Origin of the sequence: Moraxella sp. FZFQ2102 (assembly GCF_024137865.1) — a bacterium.
Taxonomy (GTDB): Bacteria; Pseudomonadota; Gammaproteobacteria; order Pseudomonadales; family Moraxellaceae; genus Moraxella.
In genome coordinates this window covers 1,038,161-1,056,469 of the sequence record NZ_CP099960.1, presented here as the reverse complement: position 1 = coordinate 1,056,469, position 18,309 = coordinate 1,038,161, and the positions used below count along the sequence as shown (strand labels likewise).

18 protein-coding genes are annotated in these 18,309 nt (G+C 46.7%); 15 read left to right on the top strand and 3 right to left on the bottom strand.

The window, feature by feature from the left end:
• Position 1 precedes the first annotated feature (1 nt).
• From NGM44_RS05035 to NGM44_RS05015, 6 genes are read left to right on the top strand one after another with little or no spacing between them, the layout of a single operon-like run.
• A complete protein-coding gene (locus NGM44_RS05035; RefSeq protein WP_253224501.1) occupies positions 2-1,219 on the top strand; it encodes a hypothetical protein in 1,218 nt (405 codons plus the stop codon).
• Positions 1,212-1,367, top strand: coding sequence for a hypothetical protein (locus tag NGM44_RS10895; RefSeq protein ID WP_371923533.1), 156 nt, complete (start codon positions 1,212-1,214; stop codon positions 1,365-1,367). The genes NGM44_RS05035 and NGM44_RS10895 overlap by 8 nt, the downstream gene beginning before the upstream one ends.
• A gap of 52 nt (positions 1,368-1,419) precedes the next feature.
• Positions 1,420-2,910, top strand: a complete 1,491-nt coding sequence (locus NGM44_RS05030) for a site-specific DNA-methyltransferase (RefSeq protein ID WP_371923532.1) — start codon at positions 1,420-1,422, stop codon at positions 2,908-2,910.
• Entirely contained in the window at positions 2,903-3,964 is a 1,062-nt protein-coding gene (locus NGM44_RS05025; RefSeq protein ID WP_253224500.1) for a YhcG family protein, read from the top strand. The genes NGM44_RS05030 and NGM44_RS05025 overlap by 8 nt, the downstream gene beginning before the upstream one ends.
• Before the next feature lie 24 nt (positions 3,965-3,988).
• Positions 3,989-5,677 (top strand): DEAD/DEAH box helicase, encoded by a 1,689-nt coding sequence (locus NGM44_RS05020; protein WP_253224499.1) that lies wholly within the window; start codon positions 3,989-3,991, stop codon positions 5,675-5,677.
• Positions 5,646-6,698, top strand: a complete 1,053-nt coding sequence (locus NGM44_RS05015; RefSeq protein WP_253224498.1) for a hypothetical protein — start codon at positions 5,646-5,648, stop codon at positions 6,696-6,698. Before NGM44_RS05020 ends, NGM44_RS05015 begins: the two co-directional genes overlap by 32 nt.
• 161 nt (positions 6,699-6,859) lie before the next feature.
• Here the strand turns inward: NGM44_RS05015 and NGM44_RS05010 are convergent, their stop codons facing one another.
• On the bottom strand, positions 6,860-7,408 hold the full coding sequence (locus tag NGM44_RS05010) for a carboxymuconolactone decarboxylase family protein (RefSeq protein WP_253224497.1): 549 nt from the start codon (positions 7,406-7,408) through the stop codon (positions 6,860-6,862).
• Positions 7,409-7,566: 158 nt separating this feature from the next.
• On the opposite strand from NGM44_RS05010, the gene NGM44_RS05005 reads away from it, so the two are divergent.
• From NGM44_RS05005 to trpB, 6 genes are all read left to right on the top strand, one after another.
• Complete coding sequence (locus NGM44_RS05005) at positions 7,567-9,510, top strand: ABC-F family ATP-binding cassette domain-containing protein (RefSeq protein WP_253224496.1); 1,944 nt, start codon at positions 7,567-7,569, stop codon at positions 9,508-9,510.
• A 56-nt stretch (positions 9,511-9,566) separates the two neighbouring features.
• The gene (locus NGM44_RS05000; protein ID WP_253224495.1) at positions 9,567-10,400 is read left to right on the top strand and encodes a DnaJ domain-containing protein; all 834 of its coding nucleotides are present in this window, start codon (positions 9,567-9,569) and stop codon (positions 10,398-10,400) included.
• Between the two features lie 115 nt (positions 10,401-10,515).
• On the top strand, positions 10,516-11,481 hold the full coding sequence (locus NGM44_RS04995; RefSeq protein WP_253224494.1) for a YheT family hydrolase: 966 nt from the start codon (positions 10,516-10,518) through the stop codon (positions 11,479-11,481).
• A gap of 22 nt (positions 11,482-11,503) precedes the next feature.
• Positions 11,504-12,610, top strand: coding sequence for a metallophosphoesterase (locus NGM44_RS04990; protein WP_253224493.1), 1,107 nt, complete (start codon positions 11,504-11,506; stop codon positions 12,608-12,610).
• Positions 12,611-12,670: 60 nt separating this feature from the next.
• Positions 12,671-13,522, top strand: coding sequence for an alpha/beta fold hydrolase (locus NGM44_RS04985; RefSeq protein WP_253224492.1), 852 nt, complete (start codon positions 12,671-12,673; stop codon positions 13,520-13,522).
• A gap of 109 nt (positions 13,523-13,631) precedes the next feature.
• The gene (trpB, locus tag NGM44_RS04980; RefSeq protein ID WP_253224629.1) at positions 13,632-14,846 is read left to right on the top strand and encodes a tryptophan synthase subunit beta; all 1,215 of its coding nucleotides are present in this window, start codon (positions 13,632-13,634) and stop codon (positions 14,844-14,846) included.
• Positions 14,847-14,931: 85 nt separating this feature from the next.
• On the opposite strand, the gene NGM44_RS04975 is transcribed toward trpB, so the two are convergent.
• Both NGM44_RS04975 and NGM44_RS04970 read right to left on the bottom strand, forming a co-directional pair.
• Positions 14,932-15,192 (bottom strand): DUF1289 domain-containing protein, encoded by a 261-nt coding sequence (locus NGM44_RS04975; RefSeq protein WP_253224491.1) that lies wholly within the window; start codon positions 15,190-15,192, stop codon positions 14,932-14,934.
• Positions 15,193-15,298: 106 nt separating this feature from the next.
• Positions 15,299-16,030: a UTRA domain-containing protein gene (locus NGM44_RS04970; protein WP_253224490.1), complete on the bottom strand. Its 732-nt coding sequence runs from the start codon at positions 16,028-16,030 to the stop codon at positions 15,299-15,301.
• A 365-nt stretch (positions 16,031-16,395) separates the two neighbouring features.
• On the opposite strand from NGM44_RS04970, the gene rpmI reads away from it, so the two are divergent.
• The 3 genes from rpmI to pheS all read left to right on the top strand — a co-directional run bounded on the left by rpmI (position 16,396) and on the right by pheS (position 18,297).
• Entirely contained in the window at positions 16,396-16,590 is a 195-nt protein-coding gene (gene rpmI, locus NGM44_RS04965; protein ID WP_078254654.1) for a 50S ribosomal protein L35, read from the top strand.
• A gap of 30 nt (positions 16,591-16,620) precedes the next feature.
• A complete protein-coding gene (gene rplT, locus NGM44_RS04960; protein WP_078254653.1) occupies positions 16,621-16,977 on the top strand; it encodes a 50S ribosomal protein L20 in 357 nt (118 codons plus the stop codon).
• Positions 16,978-17,253: 276 nt separating this feature from the next.
• Positions 17,254-18,297, top strand: coding sequence for a phenylalanine--tRNA ligase subunit alpha (gene pheS, locus NGM44_RS04955; protein WP_078254652.1), 1,044 nt, complete (start codon positions 17,254-17,256; stop codon positions 18,295-18,297).
• The last annotated feature ends 12 nt before the right edge of the window (positions 18,298-18,309 follow it).

Genomic DNA, 18,309 nt, shown 5'->3' with positions numbered 1-18,309 from the left:
TATGAGCAAGCAAATTGACTTAAAAGGATTGATACCTTCAGGAGAGGAGCTTCGAATTCTCCTGAATAGTCATCATATTTCTGATGGTGATATAAACTCTACATTAAAGGAGAAGGGGGTCTTTTGTGGAAATAGTGATAAGATCATTTCTGTGCCGCTACTTACAGCAATGCTTCTAACATCGGATGAATATGCCAAAATAATTGATAACTCGATTTCAAGAAGTTCTAAGCCTAAGAATAAAATATCTAGTTTGGAATTGGTAGGGGCAGACGTTGATTTAAATGAACCACTTAAAAATTTATTTTCTTCAAAATTTAATCCTTTTGAAGATATACCAAATATTGAGGTAACCAAAAGACCAAATCCAATATTTGATAAAAATAATATTGTAAGAATTAAGTATGAAATAAAAAGAAAAGATTTCAGTAAAGATTTTTTAAAGCGAGAGATTTCTTTTGAAGGAGAGGTTTTAGTACAAAAGAAAGGTATTGATCTTAAAATAGAATTTTTATCTACTCACACATCAAAAGAAACTGAAACTATAAACCAAAGAATTAGTACTGCTATTGCGAAAGAGTTGAAAAATTCTGGGGTTGTTCAAAGTGATATTGAATCAAAAATTATTTTTAGTGCTTTTGAGGAAATAGAGAGAGTAAGATTTTTTAAAAGACTAACAGTAGGTCAGGGAGCATTTTTAACCTTGGATAATGTAAATGAAATGGTTATTAGCAGAGAAGCTTCAACAATACCATTACCTGATGACCCGCAGGTGTCATGGATGAATCAGACAGTAAGGCATATGACCATTGATGGTGATCGGTTGCATAGTATATTTTTGATCTCTGATGAAAAATACTACCAGTACTACTTCATTGATAATATGATCTTAACTTATAAGTATGAGTTTGGCACCAATACAGGTCAAGTAAAAGTAGCATTTTTCTTTAGTTCCTCGTCAAGAAAAAAAGATTTTGATAGAAATTCTGAACTTACTTTTGAAATTATTGGTATTAAAAATGAAACCAATACGACAGCTACTGTTAAGAAAAATCTTGAAAGTGATATATTGGAAAAAGTTAGAATCTTGATAAAAAGCGAATATGAAAAAATTATTAAAGAGCGTAATCAAGAATCAAAAGTTCTAGAAAGTAATGAAAAATCATCTAAGAAAAAACAAAAGCAACCAGATTTATTTGTAGAGAGCAAAAATGACTAAACAAAAACTAGAACTCACTTGGATAGGCAAGGACAAGCGCCCGAAGCTTGAAGCGCGGATTTTGTTGGAGGATACGGAAAAATCGTATCATGCGCCAACCCGTTCGGAGCAAGCGATTTTTGATAATCGGTTGATTTTTTGGCGATAACTTGCTAGCTCTTAAGGCATTGGAACAAGAGTTTGCGGGTAAGGTGAAGTGTGTGTTTATCGATCCGCCGTATAACACTGGCAGTGCGTTTGCACATTATGATGACGGGCTGGAGCATTCGATTTGGCTGGGGCTGATGCGCGACCGTTTGGAGATCATCAAGCGCTTGCTGGCAGATGACGGTTCGCTGTGGATTACCATTGATGACAATGAAGCGCATTATTTAAAAGTGTTGTGTGATGAGGTGTTTGGGCGAGGGAATTTTATTTCCAATGCGATTTGGCAAAAAAAGTATTCGCCACAAAATGATGCGAAATGGCTGTCTGACAATCATGATCATATTTTAGTTTACGCTAAAAATAAGGATATTTGGAGGCCTAACCTTTTGCAACGCACAGACGAGGCGGAAGCACGTTATAAAAATCCTGATAATGATCCGCGTGGTGTTTGGAAATCAACTGATTTTTCAGTAAAAACATATTCTGCGGCAAATGATTATCCGATTACTACACCAACGGGGCGTGTAGTTAATCCGCCTGAAAGTAGATGTTGGGTTACTTCAAAAGAACGTTTTAATGAACTGGTTGCTGATAATCGTATTTGGTTTGGGAAAACAGGTAATAATGTCCCATCATTGAAAAAATTTCTCACAGAAGTTAAAGAAGGAACGACAAGCCTGACAATTTGGTTGTATGAAGAAGTTGGACACAATCAAGACGCCAAAAAAGAAGTTAAGCAATTTAACTCAAAAGATGTGTTCGATACCCCAAAACCCGAAAAACTCTTACAACGCATTATCCATCTAGCCACCAACACCGGCGATCTTGTCCTAGACTCTTTCGCTGGCAGTGGCACCACAGGCGCGGTTGCCCATAAAATGGGGCGGCGCTGGATTATGGTGGAGTTGGGCGAGCATTGCCATACGCATATTATTCCGCGTCTGCAAAAGGTGATTGACGGCACGGATCAGGGCGGGATTTCCAAGGCGGTGAACTGGCAGGGCGGCGGCGGTTTCCGTTATTACCGTTTGGCGCCGACCTTGATTGTGAACGATGCGTGGGGCAATCCGATTATTAACCCTGAGTATAATCCAGAGATGTTAGCTGAGGCATTGGCCAAGCTGGAGGGCTTTACTTACAAACCATCTGAAACCTTGTGGTGGCAGCATGGTTTTTCCAGCGAGCGCGATTTTATTTATGTAACGACACAAACTTTGTCTGCCGAGCAGTTACAGGCGCTGTCGGACGAAGTGGGCGAAAATCAAAGCCTGTTGGTGTGTTGTGCCGCTTGGCGCGGTATCACGGCAGCGCAGGCAGCGGAGCGTTTCGCTAATCTTTCTTTGAAAAAAATCCCCAAAATGGTGCTGGCACGCTGCGAATGGGGGCATGACGATTACAGTTTGAACGTTGCCAACCTGCCGATGGCGGAGCCTGAACCAATGCCGTCTAAAAGGCTGCCTGAAAACCGCGCCAAAACTGCAAAAGGCAAAAGTGCGGTCGAAAATCAGGAGGATTTGTTTGCGGGGGAAGCGGGTGATGAGTAAAGAAACTCCGTTGTTGCCCGCCGATTACGGGCAATGGCTTACTGAAATCAAAGGGCGGGTGCTGGCGGCGCGGCAAAAAGCGGTTTTGGCGGCCAATGCCGAGCTGATTTCCCTGTATTGGCATATCGGGCGGGATATTTTGGAGCGACAAGCGGCACAAGGCTGGGGCAGCAAAGTGATTGACCGTTTGGGGCGTGATTTGCGTGAAGCATTTCCAGAAATGAAGGGGTTTTCGCGCGCGAACTTGCTGTATATGCGCGCTTTTGCCGAGGCTTGGACTGATGAACAAATTGTCCAACAAGCTGTTGGACAATTACCGTGGGGGCATAATGTATTATTGCTTAATCGGGTAAAAAATGCCGAAGCCCGTTTGTTTTATGTGCAAAAAGCCTTGGCGGAAAGTTGGTCTCGCGCCACTTTGGAAATCCATATCAAAAACCGCTTGCATGAACGGCAAGGGCAGGCGGTTACCAATTTTACCGCCCGCTTACCTGCGCCAACTTCTGCTTTGGCACAAGAAACCCTAAAAGACCCTTATTTGTTTGATTTTTTGGGTTTGGGGGAGGAAGCGCATGAGCGCGATATTGAGCAGGCATTGGTACAGCATATTACCCGTTTTTTGTTGGAATTGGGCAGTGGTTTTGCTTTTGTGGGGCGGCAATATCGTTTGGAAGTCAACGGCGATGAGTTTTTTATTGATTTGCTGTTCTACCACACGCGTTTGAAATGCTATGTGGTGGTGGAATTAAAAGCCACGGCATTTAAGCCAGAGCATGCAGGGCAGTTGAATTTTTATTTGGCGGCGGTCGATGCACAAGTTAAAGCCCCTGATGACCACCCCACCATTGGTTTGTTGTTGTGCAAAACGCAAAACCGTTTGGTGGCGGAATATGCTTTGTCTGGTATCGATAAGCCGATAGGCATTGCCGAATATGAATTGGTACGAGCCTTGCCGGAACCGTTGGTAACTAATTTGCCAACAGTGGAACAGCTGGAAAGCGAATTGTCTGATTGGCAGGATGAAGACGGGCAAGTTTCTGGAATTTCCGGATAGTTCAAATAAAGACAAGAGATAAAAATGACCACAAGAATTCAAAACCATATTAACGGGCGCTTGTCATTGCGTGCGCCGCAGGCAGAAAGTCTGGCGAAATTGAAACAAGCGCTGGATGCCGCGCCCCAAATGCTGAAACATGAGCGCGATGTCGCGGCGGTGCTTGAAACGCTAAAAGCCGAATTTCCGACCTTGCAGGAGTTTGAACGAGATTTTCCGTCGCTGTGTTTTGCCTTGGCAACGGGGGTAGGTAAAACCCGCTTAATGGGGGCGTTTATCGCCTATCTGCATTTGGCATATGGCATCAACAATTTCTTTGTGCTGGCGCCGAACCTGACGATTTATAACAAGCTGATCGGAGATTTTTCGCCCAATACGCCGAAATATGTGTTCAAGGGCATTGGCGAATTTGCTATCAATCCGCCACGTGTGATTACTGGTGATAACTACGAGCAGCAAAGCATCGGCATGGCGGATTTCTTTACCGAGGTGCGGATCAATATTTTCAATATTTCCAAAATCAATTCCGAAGTGCGCGGCGGAAAAGAGCCGCGTATCAAGCGGATGCGTGAAGTATTGGGCGATAGTTATTTCAACTATCTGGCGAATTTGCCCGATTTGGTGCTGCTGATGGACGAATCACACCGTTACCGCGCACAGGCGGGGATGCGGGCGATTAATGACTTGAATCCGCTTTTTGGGCTGGAGCTGACCGCTACGCCGTTTGTAGAATCCACTAGAGCGCCGATTCCGTTTAAAAACGTGGTGATGGATTACCCTTTGGCGCGGGCGATGGAAGATGGTTTTGTAAAAATGCCAGCGGTGGTTACGCAGCGTAATTTCAACACCAAAAACCATACACCAGAAGAGATTGAAAAAATCAAGCTGGAAGACGGTGTACGCCTACATGAAAGCACCAAGGTGGAGCTTTTAACCTTTGCGCGGGAAAACGGCGTGGCGGTGGTGAAACCCTTTATGCTGGTGATTGCCCGCGATACCACGCATGCGGCGCAGCTTTTGGCATTGTTGGAATCCGAAGCCTTTTATGGTGGACGGTATGCAGGCAAGGTGATTCAGGTGGATTCGAGTAAATCAGGTAAAGACGAGGAAGAGATGATTGCGCGGCTGTTGGCGATGGAAAGCGTGGACGAGCCGACCGAAATCGTGATTCACGTCAATATGCTTAAAGAAGGCTGGGACGTTACCAATCTTTATACCATTGTGCCGCTGCGTGCCGCTAATGCACGTACCTTAATTGAACAAAGTATCGGTCGTGGTTTGCGTTTGCCTTATGGTAAACGCACTGGCGTGGAAGTAGTGGATAGACTTAATATCGTGGCGCACGACCGCTTTCAAGAAATCATTGATGAAGCCAATAAAGGCGATTCGGTGCTGCGTTTGAAACAGGTGATTTTGGAGCCGGCGGGAACGGATGAACAAAAAGTGAGCGTTACCGTATCCAGTGACATAGAAAGCCGTTTGGGCCTGTCGGATAGGCCGTCTGAAAACGATGTTGCGCATAACGCAGAAGTGTATCAGCCGATATTTACCAGTGAGGCGGAAAAGCAAATTGCCCGTAAGGTGATGGAAGCTGCTGCTCGATACGAAGCCCGCCCACAACAAGTACCAACTTCGCAAGCCTTATTACAAGCAGATATTCAGACAAAAAATCACCGAAGAAGTGAAACAACAATTGCAAGGTATGCAAGATGAATTATTCGTAGATGAATTACCTGATGTTGCCGCGATTGTTGCCAAGACAACACAAGTGTTAGTGAGTCAAACTATTGATATTCCAAGGATTACTGTAATACCAAGTGGAGAGATTAGTACAGGATTTTATCCATTTAGCTTGGATGTGAGCAATCTACATTTACAACCAGGGGCACGCGAGATTCTGATTCACAACCTGCATACCGATGAACAAAGCAGTTTGTCTGCCGAGCTTGGTTTGGTTGAAAAACGTCCTGAAGACTATATCGTGCACGCGCTGATTGATTTTGACGATATTGACTACTTCACCCAAGTCGAGCTTTTGTATGACCTGGCCGGGCAGATGGTGCGGCATTTGCGCAGTTATCTTTCCGAAACCGAAGCGCTGGATGTATTGGATAAAAACCGCCGCCTGATTGCGCGGGAAATCCATGCGCAAATGATGGTACATTTCTGGGAAAAAGCCACACATTATGAAGTAAATGTTAGTCGTGGTTTTACGGCACTTAAACCCTGCCATTACACCGCATCGGCAAATGAACCAGTACGTTTGGTTCGTGATACAGTGACGGATAAAAGCCGTATTAAACAAATGCTATTTAGTGGATTTCAAAAATGTCTGTATCCATTACAAAAATTTGATTCCGATACTGAGCGTCGTTTTGCAGTAATTTTGGAACGTGATGCACAAAAATGGTTTAAACCAGCTTTGGGGCAGTTTCAAATTTATTATAAACAGGGAAATGAACAAGCAGAATACCAACCTGATTTTGTGGCGGAAACACAAAATGATATCTTGATGATAGAAACCAAAGCCCGTACCGATATGCAAAACGCCGAAGTGCAAGCCAAAGCCGAAGCTGCAACTGCTTGGTGTAAACAGGCAACAGACTATGCTGTGCAGCACGGCGGTAAACCGTGGAAATATCTGCTGATTGCACACGATGAAGTGGATGAAGCAAAACGATTGGAGGATTTTTTGAGGTTTGAGCGAAAATATGACCAAAAATTGGGTATTTGATAGGCGACGCTTCAGCAAAGACAGCTTTGTTGTGTGGCATCGCATAAAATATGATTATTAAAAAACACCTTGGACTTGAACCGCACCCCAAAAGTTAGACAACCTTTGGGGTGTTTTTTGGCATTCATCGCCATCAGCCATCACTGATGGATTATCCCAACTTATGGCGCATACGCCTGCAATTCTGGGTTGATGTCGTTTTGGGCGACATTGTTGGCATAGTTGCACAGGGTCGCTAGTGCCACGCCAAGCACCACATCTAGGATGTTTTGCTCACTATAACCTGCTGCTTTGACCGCTGCTAGTTCTTCATCAGACACTTTACCACGCTTATCAATCAGCTGCATGGTGAACTGTGCCAAGGCTTGATATTTGGCGTTGTCTTCGATGGTGGTGCGAGCACGCAGGGCGTTTAGCACATTTTCAGGCATTTTTAATTTAAGTGTACCGATTTTGGTATGACCTGCTACGCAGAAATCACAGCCGTTGTGCGCGGCTGCAGTGATTTGTACCACTTCGATTTCTTCAGGCGTTAGGCTGCTACGGCTGTTGATTTTGCCCACTTCTTGATACATTTCAAGCGCTTGTGGTGAATTAGCAAGTACGCCAATCAGATTTGGGATAAAGCCATTGGCTTTTTGTACCATTTCCATGCGCTCTTTGGCTTGTTCTGGAGCGGTTTCTAGGGTGTTGACGGTTAGACGAGCCATCTTGTTTTCCTTATAAAAAGTTAAGTGAAAGATGGGCTTAGTATAGGGACGGTAATGGGCTTTTGCAAGGGGCACAGGATAAATTTATCAGTGATGGCGGTTTTGTTTATAAGGCAAATGTGCTAAAATAAGCCATTATTTACCAGTAGATACACAGCATGATTGAATTTAAAGATGTGGCGGTGCGCCGAGAAGGGCGACTGCTATTTAGCGATGTCAATTTACAATTACACAAAGGGCAAAAAATCGGTCTGACAGGCAATAATGGCACGGGCAAATCCACCTTGTTTGCCACCATCTTGGGTGAATATGCCACCGACCTTGGGCAAGTGTCGATGCCGTCGTCATGGCAGATCGCTCATATGGCACAAGAGATTCACGCCACCGATATGCTTGCCATCGACTATGTACTGTCTGGCGATGCCGAATGGTGGCAGCTCAATGACAAAATCAGCCGCCAAGATACGCTGTCTGCCGACGAGATTGCGCCGATTTATCAGCGTTTTGAAGAGATTGATGGCTATCGCACCCGTGCTAAGGCGGCGATGATTTTATCAGGGCTTGGTTTTGGCGAAGCTGAGCATACCAAGGCGGTGGCGATGTTCTCAGGAGGCTGGCGGATGCGTCTAAACCTTGCTCGCACCTTGATGCACCGCGCTGATGTGCTACTGCTTGACGAGCCGACCAACCACTTGGATTTGGATGTGATTTTGTGGCTTGAAGAATGGCTACAAAAGTTCGATGGGCTTGTTTTGTTGATCAGTCATGACCAGGCATTTTTGGATGCGATTTGCGGGCATATTTTGCACATTGAGCAGGGCAAAATCACTTTATATACAGGCAATTATAGCCAATTTGTCCGTACGCGCGCCGAAAGACTTGCCCAAGAACAACAAGCCTACGAAAAACAACAAGCCGTGCGCGCACACCTAGAAGACTACATTCGCCGTTTTCGTGCCAAAGCGACCAAGGCTAAGCAAGCCCAAAGCCGTATCAAACAGCTTGATCGTATGACAGAGCTGAGTCCTGTGATGGCGGACAGTGCGTTTAGTTTTAAGTTTTATGAGCCATCGCACATGGCATCCCCGCTGATCAGCCTAGATAATGCGACCATCGGCTATGATGGCGTGCCGATGATTTCTAAGGTGAACTTACAAATCACCCCAAGTGTCCGCATGGGTATCCTTGGGGCAAATGGTGCTGGCAAATCCACATTGATCAAAGCATTAGTCGGTGAGTTGCCACTGATTAGCGGTGTGCATAAGGTGTCAGAGACATTGAAGCTGGGCTATTTTAATCAGCATCAGATGGACAGCCTAGATGATGATGCCACGCCGATGGTGATGCTAAGACGCATTGCAGGGCAGACATCGGATGCGGATTTGCGGGCGTTTTTGGGCAGTTTTGATTTTCGGGGTGAGCGGATTGATACGGTCAGCCGACTGTTCTCGGGCGGTGAGCGAGCACGGTTGATGCTGGCATTATTGGTGTGGCAACGACCCAATGTCTTGGTGCTCGATGAGCCGACCAACCATCTGGATTTGCAGATGCGAAATGCACTGATGCTTGCACTGCAAGACTTTGCGGGCGCATTGATTTTGGTGTCGCATGATCGTGATTTGATCTTGTCGGTGTGTGATGAGCTGTGGCTTGTGGCAGATGGTCGCTGCACTGAGTTTGTCGGTGATATGAGCGACTATGCCGAACATCTCAAAAAAGCTCGCCAAGAGCGACAGCTTGCCCACAAAGAACAAAAAGAAGTCGCTAAACCCGAGTGCGTCACACCACAAGCACAGACCCCTGCCAATGATGGGCTGAGTAAAGAAGAGCGACGCAAAAAAAATGCCCAAATCCGTGAGCAGACCGCACCCCTGCGTAAGCAGATTGCCAAGCTGGAAAGCGAACTTGAGATGCTAGGTAGCAGACTTGATGTCATCGAAAATGATCTGTCTGACAGCGGTCTGTATGATGATGCCAATAAGGCTAAATTATTAGAAAAACTGAACGAACAAAGTAAGCTTAAAGATGAGATTGAGACGGCAGAAGAAGCGCTTTTGATGGCGAAGGATGAGCTTGAGACGCTTGAGAGTGAATTGGCATGATGGCATGGCGGTATAGTGGTGTGATTTTGATTTCTTCTTTTTAAACTGGCAACACAATGAGCAAATCTTCTGGCGATTTTATTGATTATTATCAACTACTTGGCATTGCGATGACTGCCGATATCGCCACCATCAAGCACGCCTATCGCACACAAATCGCTCATCATCACCCTGACCGCGCGGCGGATGGCGATGCGCAGATGGCGCGCTTGTTGAACACCGCTTATGCCACGCTCAAAGATGCTGATATGCGACAACGCTATGATGAGCGATGGCTTGAGTATCGCAATAGGCAGTGGCTACTTGCCAAAAAACAGCAGGTAGCAGATACGGTGGGTGCATTTGCCAAACAGCAAGCCGATAAGCTTGGCAAAGTCGTCAAATCCAAAGTGCCCACATCTGTACAAGATAATATCGCAAGCGGTGCAGGGCGTATCGCAGGGCAAGCCATCAAGCACGCCAAGCGACTGTGGCAGCAGATGAGTCATACAAGCGAGCTACCTATTTGTCAGATTAGCCTACAGCTGGCCTATCATGGCGGTGAAGTAACTTTCACGGTGAATCATCAGACATGGCAGACGGCGCTACCTAAGGGGCTGACCACAGGCGATACCATTCATCTGACCCGTGGTGCTGATACGGTGACGGTGCAGATTGCCATCAGCGAGCCCAATGTCATCGTGCGTGGGCTGGATGTCTATTATACGGTCGCCTTGAGCCGTCGCGACATCGATACAGGGGCGCAGGTGGTCTTGCCACCGCCACTATCGCTACAGCTTGGTGTGCCTGCCCATGCGCACTATCCGACCAGTGTTCGCCTAAGCGGTCGGGGCTTGCCAAGTAGCGATGGTGCAGGCGATTTGGTGGTGGTCTTTGAAGTGCAAGGCTAGGCGTGCGTGATGCTGTATAAAATTTAGCCAAACAAACCACTCTGCCCTAGAAAAATCACCCCATCGCCACCATCAACAACCAACCGCACAATTTCCCACTGATTCAGAGATACCCATGCCGATACAGTTTCACCCACCATTATGGCTAAAAAATCCGCACCTACAGACGATTTTGCCAAAATTTTTGGTCAAATTTGAGCCAAATTACACACGCACCCTAATCAAAGATTCGCTCAATCAAAGTGATGTGGCGTTTGATTATCTTTTGACCGACGAAACCATCAGTGATGATGGTAAATATCACACGCCACTCGTGGTACTGTTTCATGGTATGGAAGGCTCAAGCCAAAGCCACTATGCACGCACGCTAGCACAGGCAGTGCAGGCGCAGGGCTATCATTTTGTGGTAGTGCATTTTCGCTCATGTGGTGGCGTGGCGGTGTCAGGCGATGTGTTTTATAACGCTGGCGACACCAAAGAAGTGCATCATTATTTAGAATATCTATCCAATAAATTTGCCACTATCTATGCCATCGGTGTATCGCTGGGCGGTAATGCCCTAGCCAAGTACATGGGCGAATACGGCACATCAGCACTGTGCCAAAAGGCAGTCGTCGTCTCGGCACCGGTGGATCTGGCATCAGCATCGGTGGCGATGGAGCGATTGCTTGGGCGGCACATCTATACGCCATATCTACTCAACCCCATCGTCAAAAAAGCACTGGATAATCGCCTAAGTGCCGATGAAATTGAGCTGCTCAAGCGTGCCAAGCGTATGGGCGACTTTGATGAAGCTTTTACCGCACCACGACACGGCTACCGCTCAAAGAACGACTACTACCGTCAGGCGTCGGCACTGCCTTATTTGATTGATGTGGCGCATCCGACGCTGATTATCACTGCCAAAGATGATCCGTTTTTGGGCTTGACGGCGACGGCAGGTGATGTGTCGGCAGAGGTCACTTTGCTTGACACTTTGTATGGTGGGCATATTGGGTTTGTAGATTATGATTATAAAACGCGCCAATTTGACCTAAGCTTTGTTGCCAATTCGTCTTTATCATTTTTTAATAATAATTAATAATTACCCATAGGCAGGCGTGATGCGTATTTTCTTTATGGCGGTGGTTGCCATCTTATTTCAGCTGTGTACTTATGCACTAGCATCAGGCGTGCAGTGGCTCGTGCGTCCGTGGGCGTCCGATGCAATCTTGAAGGCGGTGATGATCGGGCTGTTTGTCATCAGTAATGTCATTTTGTTGCTGCTCATCACAGGTTCGTTTCGCATCGGCATGAGCTATCTGAGCGTGCTGTGGATCGCGGTATTGGCGATGGCGCTGACTTTGATGACAGGCTTTTTGGCGTCTAGGTTTGGTATCACGCTTGGGCATGGTCTGAGAGTTTTTGGTGTGGCAAGCTTTATCGGCTTGATCGCACTTGGTCTGTATAATGTCTATACGCCAACAGTTCGCCACCTGAGTATCAGCATTGATAAGCCGATGCCAGTGCCTGTGCGTATCGCTGTGGTGAGCGATTTGCATTTGGGGGAGATTGTGGGGATTGGCCATCTGGATAAGCTGGCTGGGATACTCAGTGATGAGCAGGTGGATCTGCTACTGATGCCAGGTGATGTGATGGATGATGACACGGTGGCGTATGACGCCTATGGCATGGCAAGTCATTTCAAGGCGGTGGTCGATGCGACAGGCTTTGGCGCGGTAGCCAGTCTTGGCAATCATGATCTATATCGCAGACAAGCTCAAGCTGACATCGTCAAAGCCATCACGGACACAGGCACGCTGCTACTCGATGACAAAACTGCCCAAATCGATATCCAAAAAGATGGCAAGACCACAAGTCTGTCCGTGATTGGGCGATTTGATGATCATGTTGCCGCGCGATTGCCGACTGCTGAGCTGATCAAGCAGGTCAAGACCGATCAGCCAGTGATTCTACTGGATCATCGCCCAAGCCAAATCGATGAAAACAGCCAATTGCCTATTGATTTGCAGGTCTCGGGACATACGCATAATGGGCAAATTTTCCCTGCCAATTTCATCGTTGCGATGATGAATCGTATCGGCTATGGCTACGAACAAGTGGGTGATATGCACACGGTGGTCTCATCAGGCTATGGCCTGTGGGGTGTGCCGCTGCGTCTTGGGTCGCAGTCTGAAGTGTGGATCATCGACTTATCAGGCCAAAAATAACGCTGGCAGTCGCTGGGTATTTTTGGCATGATGGCCATAAATGAACATAAGGAGTGTGTGATGCAGATGGCATTTGATGCAGCAGATGGCTATGGTTTGGTAGGGCGGTTTTATGAGCATCAAGGTGATGCTAAGCCTTATCCTGTGCTGATTGCACCAGCGACCGGGATTACCCAAGGGTTTTATAAAAAATTCATCGAATATCTCACCGCACAAGGCTATGATGTGATGAGCTTTGATTTTCGGGGAATTGGTGCGTCGTTACACGGCAGGCTCAAAGACAGCACCGCCAGCATCTCTGATTGGGGTGTGTATGATTTGCCAGCGGCGATCGATGCGCTGCTTGCCAAGACAGGTGCCAAGCGGCTGATATTGATTGGACATAGTGCAGGCGCACAGCTGCTTGGTGTGGCACATAATCATCATCGTGTGGCCAAGCTCATCAGCATCGCAGGCTCGACAGGCCATGTGCCGCAGCTTAGCGGTCGTACTCGGCTATTGGCGCCGGTGATGTTCGATGTGATCTTTCGCATATCATCGCTGACGCTCGGCTATGGTGCGACCAAGTTCATCGGCATGGGGGAGAATCTGCCCAAGCAAGTCGCTCGGCAGTGGCGTGAATTTTGTCAATCCGGTCAATACATCAAATCCGCTATCGGCAAAAGCATCCGTGATGATTATCACGATCAGGTCAGCTGTGCGATGGCGGCGTTTTATGCCAGTGATGATGAGATCGCCACTGAGGTCAATGTCCGTGATTTATTTGCCTTGTACCCGCAGGCGACGATCAGCTATCATCGGCTAGAGCCTACCGCATTTGGCCTGAGCGACATCGGACACATGAAGCTGTTTCGACCCTCGCATCGGGTGCTGTGGGACTTGGTGCTTGATGCGATGAATGATGTGCAGTAATGGCATGATAGCCAGCACCTGTGTGATTTTATCTTTACATTTTATAAAATCTCGCTAGAATGAATGGGCGTATTGTGATGATACGCCTATTTTTATTAAGGGGAATATGATGACCAAACTGTATGGACTAAATGAGGCTGTCGTGCCAAACCAAGAGGGCTTATTTGGTGAATTTGGCGGTAAAATCGGCCATCCTGCACTCTCGGCAGCGATGCAAGAGATCGAAGATGGCTTTCGTGCGATGATTGCTGATGATGGATTTTTGAAAGAAATCGAAGCGCTACAGCTACACTATGTCGGCCGTCCAAGTCCGATTTATCATGCACGCCGACTGTCTGAGCACCTGGGCGGTGCACAGATTTATCTTAAGCGTGAAGATCTGAACCACACAGGCTCGCACAAGATTAATCACTGCCTGGGCGAAGTGCTACTTGCCAAACGACTTGGCAAGAAAAAAGTCATCGCTGAGACAGGTGCAGGTCAGCATGGTGTGGCACTGGCGACGGCAGCGGCACTGCTTGGGCTTGAGTGCGAAATCCACATGGGTGTCGTGGATATCGCCAAAGAACATCCGAATGTCTCTCGCATGAAGATTCTGGGTGCAACACTGGTGCCTGTCTCTCGTGGCGCTGGTACGCTCAAAGAAGCGGTGGATAGTGCGTTTGAAAGCTATCTGAACCAGCTAGATGACAGTATGTTTGCCATCGGTTCGGTGGTGGGGCCTGCCCCTTATCCTGAGATGGTGGGGTATTTTCAGTCGATCGTCGGACATGAGGCGCGCCGTCAGTTTGGCGAATTGACAGGCGGACTGCCTGATGTGGTGACGGCGTGTGTGGGCGGTGGCTCGAATGCTTTGGGGCTGTTTAATGCGTTCTTGGATGATGAGTCAGTGCGTAAAGTCGGTGTTGAGCCAGCAGGCGAGGGGCTTGACAGTCATCATCGTCATGCAGCGACCTTGACTTTGGGCGTCAAAGGCGAAATCCAAGGGTTTAAATGCTATGTGCTGCTTGATGAGAATGGCGAGCCTGCACCAGTGCATTCGATTGCGTCAGGTCTGGATTATCCAGGTGTCGGGCCGCAGCACAGCTATCTTAAGGACAGCGGTCAAGTGGAATATCAATCAGCCACCGACCAAGAGTGTCTAGATGCCTTTATGCTGCTATCACGCATGGAAGGCATCATCCCTGCGCTAGAGAGCTCGCACGCGGTGGCGTTCGCCATCCGTGAAGCCAAAAAGCTTGGCAAAGACCAAAAAATCTTGGTCAATCTATCAGGCCGTGGCGATAAGGATTTGGATTTTGTATTAAGTCAGATTGAGGTGTGAATCTGCTGAAATTTGTTTAATCACTTAATAAAAAAACAGCATCGGTATCTTTGCCAATGCTGTTTTTTTTATGCTATTTTACCATTTATTCATCCAATTCATCGACGAATAAGCCCAATTGCTCTTGCGCTGCGTGAGTGCTGCGAGATTTTTCGCGGTGCTCGCCGATACGCCGTTTGCGCCGAGCGATCAGCATTAGGACTTTGTGCTTATCATCATCGGATAAGCCGTGCCACTGCTGGCGTTCTTGGCGATTGCGCAAGCAGCCGATGCAGTAGCCCTTTTTATTCATCGTGCAGATACCGATGCAAGGGCTGTCAATATCAAAAAGTTCCGTCTGTGACATGGCTTAGCCTGCCAAAATCCATTAAAAAATCACCACAAAAGTTTGGCAAAATCCTTGAAGTGCTGTCCAAGCAATTTTTCAAGCTTTTCAAGCCATTTTACCCAACTTAAATTTGGCTTGCGAATTGGAAGCGATCGCCTGCGTGCCACATATTGACATAAGTGACTGATTGTCCTTGAGATTTGGTGTGGCGTGTGTGCAAAAGTGCAGGCTCATGGACTTTCATCTGTAGAATGTCGCGAATGGCATCGCTTGGTTGTTTGGCTTGGATTTGATAATTGCCAGATTCTAGTGGCACATGATCGATCAGATAATCGCTGGTGTTGATTTTGGTAAAATCTTGCGTGATAAAATCAGGCACGATTTGTGCATTGACCCAGCGTTCTTCGTATTGGATCGGCAAATCGTCGCCATAGTGCACGATATTGACCTGATACAGTTTGTCTTGATCGCTTGGTGCACCATCGAAGAACACATCGGCAAGCCATTGATGCTCAGGATTGCGCATGGTGGCGGCATCGATGGTGTCGCTATTAAGCACGCTGATGCGATAATTTTGGTACTGATCGCTGATGTCTTTGGCGATATTGCGCACTTCGATTTGTGCGTGATTGTATTTTTGTTGGGCAACAAAAGTGCCAGAGCCTTGACGACGCTCAAGCATTCTTTCTGATTCAAGCTCTTTTAAGGCGCGATTAACCGTCATGCGAGAGACGCCGAATTGTTCTGCCAATGTAATCTCGGCAGGGATGGCGGTACCTGCCGCCCAGTCGCCTGATTGGATATTGGCGATGATGGCTTGTTTGATACGCAGATATGCAGGGGTTTTTGTGGTCATGTCGAGCTCGATTATTAATGTGCTTGAAACTGTATCCATTATCGGCGAAACACAGCCAAGCGCCGTCCATTGCTAAAACATCGGTGGCTTAATGCCTTGTATAAACTGTACTATTTTAGTAAAAAATTATAAAAAAAGAAAGTCAATTTAGCAACAATTCGATAAATTATGCAAAATAGTAATTGATATTATCATTATCTTGATAAAATCAACAAACGAATAATAAGTCAGTAAACATTCTTGTTTGTAGGAGTATTTGGTGGTATAATACGCATTCCCACCTTTAGACAGCGTTTGGATTGATTCCAAATCGACTGGCGAACAGGTATTCATCAAGCCGATAGGCTTTTGATTTTAAAGAGGTTATTATGAAACTTAAGACCAAACGTGGTGCCGCTAAGCGTTTCAAGAAAACTGCAAACGGCTTCAAGCGTAAGCAAGCATTCAAGCGTCACATCTTGACCAAAAAATCTCCAAAGCGTATCCGTCAATTGCGTGGTTGCACTATGGTGCACGCATCAGACGTGGCTTCAATCCGTCGTATGTGCCCATACATCTAATCAACTTTTCGGATATTTTAGGAGAATAAAATGGCTCGTGTAAAACGTGGTGTACAAGCAAACCGCCGTCACAAAAAAGTTCTAGCTCGTGCAAAAGGCTACTATGGCGCACGCTCTCGTGTGTATCGTGTAGCAGTACAAGCTGTTATGAAAGCTGGTCAATACGCTTATCGTGACCGCCGTAACAAAAAACGCTCTTTCCGCCGTCTGTGGATTGCTCGTATCAACGCTGGTGCTCGCCTAAACGGTTTGTCATACAGCCGTCTAATCAACGGCCTTAAAAAGGCAAATGTTGAGATTGACCGCCGTATCCTAGCTGACATCGCTATGCATGACGCTGCCGCTTTCACTGCAATCGCAGAAAAAGCAAAAGCTGCTCTAGCATAAGCTGTCAATCAGACGCAAAACCCTGCTCATTGAGTGGGGTTTTTGTTTTTTGGGTTTGTAGCCCGCTTGGATTGGCTCGCTGTTGATATTTGTGATGAAAATTGGCACATCTACCGCCAAACAGGGAAGAAAATGTGGTCAAACATGGAAAAACAAAAAACTTTTCCATGTTTCATTCGCCAAATCATTTACAAAATTAGCCCAATTCTTTAGAATAATCAGTTTTATCATAGTTAAATAAATCCTGCCCTAGCGCAAGACTGACGAAGAGATACCATGACACAAGAGACTACTTTTGATTTACCTGCGCTAGACGCACCACTTGCCAGTATCAGCCCAGATGCGCTGACGGCGTTTGGTGATCAGGCGGTGGCGCTGATTGATACAGCAAGCGACGAAAAAACCTTGCAAGAACTTCGTGTCAATTTGACAGGCAAAAAAGCCACTTTGACCGCATTATCCAAGCAAATGGGCAGTCTAGATGCCGATGCCAAAAAACAATACGGTGCTTATCTGCATGAGCTACGCACTCGTATCAGTACGGCGCTTGACACCAAAGCCCAAAGCCTTGCGGCAGCTGCACTCAATGCCAAGCTTGCCAGTGAGCAGGTGGACATCACTATGCCTGCGCGTGGCATCACCAAAGGCACTTTGCACCCGATTACGCAGACGACCGAGCGTATGAAGCAGTTTTTTGTGCAAGCAGGATTTAGCGTGGCGACAGGCCCTGAAGTTGAAAGCGATTATTATAACTTTGAAGCCTTGAACATCCCAAGCCATCACCCAGCCCGTGCGATGCATGATACCTTTTATTTTGATGCGCATTATCTACTTCGCACGCACACCAGTAGCGTGCAGATTCGCACGATGGAAAAGAGCGAGCCGCCGATTCGTATCATCTGCCCGGGCCGTGTGTATCGCTGTGACTCAGACCAGACACACTCGCCGATGTTCCATCAGATGGAAGGCTTGATGATTTCAAAATCAAGCAACTTTGCCGAGCTCAAAGGCTTGATTCATGAGTTTTTGGATGCGTTTTTTGGCAAAAAAATGACCGTGCGTTTTCGCCCATCGTTTTTCCCATTCACCGAGCCATCCGCCGAAGTGGATATCCTATCTGACAGTGGCAAATGGCTAGAAGTGCTGGGCTGTGGCATGGTGCATCCGCAAGTGCTCAAAAACTGTGGCATCGACCCAAATGAATACACAGGCTTTGCCTTTGGTCTTGGCATTGAACGCTTTGCAATGCTGTATTATGGCATTGATGATTTGCGTTTATTTTTCCAAAATGATTTGCGCTTTTTGAAGCAATTTGGCTAATTCTGAAGTCTA